5 protein-coding genes are annotated in these 2,673 nt (G+C 37.5%); 4 read left to right on the plus strand and 1 reads right to left on the minus strand.

The features are described from left to right. Nucleotides 1-53 precede the first annotated feature (53 nt). The 4 genes from Q0929_RS08885 to Q0929_RS08900 are packed head-to-tail and all read left to right on the plus strand — an operon-like array spanning nt 54 to nt 2,105. A complete protein-coding gene (locus tag Q0929_RS08885; RefSeq protein ID WP_299240093.1) occupies nt 54-299 on the plus strand; it encodes a thioredoxin family protein in 246 nt (81 codons plus the stop codon). Nucleotide 300: 1 nt separating this feature from the next. Continuing rightward, entirely contained in the window at nt 301-1,263 is a 963-nt protein-coding gene (locus tag Q0929_RS08890) for a permease (protein ID WP_299240096.1), read from the plus strand. A 1-nt stretch (nt 1,264) separates the two neighbouring features. Beyond that, nucleotides 1,265-1,690 (plus strand): arsenate reductase ArsC, encoded by a 426-nt coding sequence (locus Q0929_RS08895; RefSeq protein WP_299240099.1) that lies wholly within the window; start codon nt 1,265-1,267, stop codon nt 1,688-1,690. Between the two features lie 40 nt (nt 1,691-1,730). Next, nucleotides 1,731-2,105 carry a rhodanese-like domain-containing protein gene (locus Q0929_RS08900; protein WP_299240101.1) on the plus strand — a complete coding sequence of 125 codons (375 nt, stop codon included), beginning with the start codon at nt 1,731-1,733 and terminating at the stop codon, nt 2,103-2,105. A 29-nt stretch (nt 2,106-2,134) separates the two neighbouring features. Here the strand turns inward: Q0929_RS08900 and Q0929_RS08905 are convergent. Continuing rightward, the coding region (locus Q0929_RS08905) for an energy transducer TonB (RefSeq protein WP_299240102.1) at nt 2,135-2,673 on the minus strand (539 nt) is incomplete at its 5' end.

A 2,673-nucleotide genomic window follows, 5' to 3' on the forward strand; every position in this document is an offset into this window, starting at 1 on the left:
AAGTTAGATAAAGAAGAAATAGGATGCTGTATTATAAATCAGGAGGAGAAACAATGAAAAAAATTCAAGTAATCAGTGCTTCTAACTGCAATAACTGTGAGCTTCTTTATAATGTAGTAAGTACAATAGTAAAATCCAAAAATATTCCAGCAGAGGTTGAAAAAATTATAGATGTTAGAGAGTTGGCTAAATATAAAACTATGAAAACACCTGTCTTAGTAGTTGATGGCAAAGTAAAACATATTGGAACGCCAATCCCTGCACCACAAACAATCGAAGAATTAATCACAGGTGATTAAGATGTTTGAAATTTACGACAACATAGCCACCTATATTACAAAAGATATTTTTAATCTAAATCCAAGTGATAAATTATACGAAGTAGCACACTTTTTTATTTATGACACTTTAAAAATCTTTACACTTTTAGCACTAATAATCTTTGTAGTATCTTTCATCAGAAGTTATTTTCCACTTGAAAAAACAAGGAAGATTTTATCTAACCATAAAGCTATTGCAATTCCATTAGCTGCTATTCTTGGGATTTTTACGCCTTTTTGTTCTTGTTCTGCTGTTCCTATGTTCATTGGATTTGTAGAAGCAGGGATTCCACTTGGGGCTGCGTTTGCATTTTTAGTATCTTCTCCAATGGTTAATGAGGTTGCACTTGGGTTGTTGTTTGCATCTTTTGGTTTTCAAGTTGCCTTGGCTTATGTTGTGTTTGGTGTGGCAGTTGCTATAATAAGCGGGTTTTTTATTGAAAAATTAAACCCAAGACATCTTGTAGAAGATTATGTTTTTGAACTTTCTTTTGGAGAAGCTGAAGAAAAACCGATGACTTTTAGAGAAAGAATAGAGTTTGCAAAAAATAATGTAAAAGATATTCTAAGAAAAATCTCAATTTACATAATCGTTGCAATAGGAATAGGTAGCTTTATCCATGGATATGTACCAGAAGAAGCATTAAAAAGCATCATGAATTTAGCCGGGTTTTTATCTGTGCCATTGGCTGTAATTATTGGTGTTCCTTTATATTCTAACTCTGCCGGTATTTTGCCAGTTATTCAAGCACTAATAGATAAAGGTGTGCCAATAGGTACTGCGTTAGCCTTTATGATGGCTACCACAGCTTTATCATTTCCAGAATTTGTAATCTTAAAACAGATAATGAAGCCAAAACTTATTGCTATATTTGCAGGCATTGTTTCTGTATCAATCATTATAGCCGGATATTTATTTAATATTGTATTTGGGAGGATTTAAGATGAAAAAGATAGCTTTTATCTGCACAGGAAACTCTGCAAGGTCTCAAATGGCAGAAGGGTATGGAAAATACTTTGCTAAGCTGTATGGAAAAGATGTAGAAATCTACTCAGCAGGTTCTAATCCATCAGGCTATGTTCATCCATTGGCAATAAAGGTAATGGCTGAAGATGGCATTGATATATCACAGCAGTACTCTAAACATATTGATGAAATTCCTATCAATGAAGTTGATTATGTTATTACTCTATGCGGAGATGCTGCGGAAACTTGTCCAGTCGTACCGGGAGCAAAAACTGAACATTGGGGATTGCCAGACCCAGCAAAAGTTGAAGGCTCAGAAGAAGAAAAGCTTGAGTTCTTCAGAAAGGTGAGGGATGAGATAAAGAGAAGAGTTGAAAAGCTCATAAAAGAACTAGAATTTTGAAACATCACCTCTCCCCTTGCTTGCTAAAAAGATGGACGCCATGTTCTCCCAGATGACGCCGGAAGTATTAAAGCAAAGACCTTGTCAGATTGACGCAAACCAGCTCTTTGAAATGATCAAGAAAAAGGAGGACTTTGTAATCCTTGATGTTAGAACTCCGCAGGAGCAAAGCATCACGGGAATTACTTGGAAAAACACACTAAATATTCCCATGCATGAGGTTTTTAAACCAGAAAACCTAAACAAACTACCTAAAGACAAGAAAATAGTGGTAATATGCCACTCCGGAGACAGGGCAGCAGCAGTAGTAACTGGTTTGAGGGCTATTGGCTTTAACAACGCATACCAGTTCAAAGGTGGAATAAAAGAACTTGCGGACAGGGTTGGAAGGAATGTGATAGATATTGTGAAATAAATTCTTTGGGCAGGGCTCTTGCCCTGCCTTTATTCAAGCCTAAAATTAATTGGCAGTTTTACCGCTACGCTAACCGGGGGTTTGGGAAAATCTTTGTAGCTTCTCCTTATTGCGTCCAAAGCCTCTTTGTCTAAAACTTCGTATCCACAGCTCTTTAAAACCTTCAGGTCTCTTATATCTCCGTTTGGTTCCAAAACAAAACCGATAAGAACTCTTCCCTCCCATCCCATCCTTCTGGCTATGGGTGGATAGTTTATATGCCTTTGGACTATGTTTGATATGATCGAGAGCCTTTCCCTGAGGAAGATTTCCTCTGCGTTTTTGTTTTCATCCGTCAGCTTTGGACCTTCTGCTTCTTTCCCTTGACTTGCAGGCTTTTGGGAAATTTCTTTGGCTTGGAGAAGTCTTTCTCCCTGCCCTGGGTGTTCTGCGGTTTGACCACTTGTTTCTTCTTTTGACAGTGGGAGGGTTTGGACTTGAGAGGTTTGAGTTTCTCCATTTTCTCCTTCTACGGGCTTTGGTGGGCTTGTGGCTTGGATTAACCTTTCTTCTTGCTTTAGCTGTTTTG

This window comes from Sulfurihydrogenibium sp. (assembly GCF_028276765.1).
Taxonomy (GTDB): Bacteria; Aquificota; Aquificia; order Aquificales; family Hydrogenothermaceae; genus Sulfurihydrogenibium.

Excerpts from the sequence above, each read along its gene's own strand:
- Q0929_RS08885 (WP_299240093.1), top strand. The coding sequence starts at position 54 with ATGAAAAAAATTCAAGTAATCAGTGCTTCTAACTGCAATAACTGTGAG.
- Q0929_RS08890 (WP_299240096.1), top strand. The coding sequence starts at position 301 with ATGTTTGAAATTTACGACAACATAGCCACCTATATTACAAAAGATATT.
- Q0929_RS08895 (WP_299240099.1), top strand. The coding sequence starts at position 1,265 with ATGAAAAAGATAGCTTTTATCTGCACAGGAAACTCTGCAAGGTCTCAA.
- Q0929_RS08900 (WP_299240101.1), top strand. The coding sequence starts at position 1,731 with ATGTTCTCCCAGATGACGCCGGAAGTATTAAAGCAAAGACCTTGTCAG.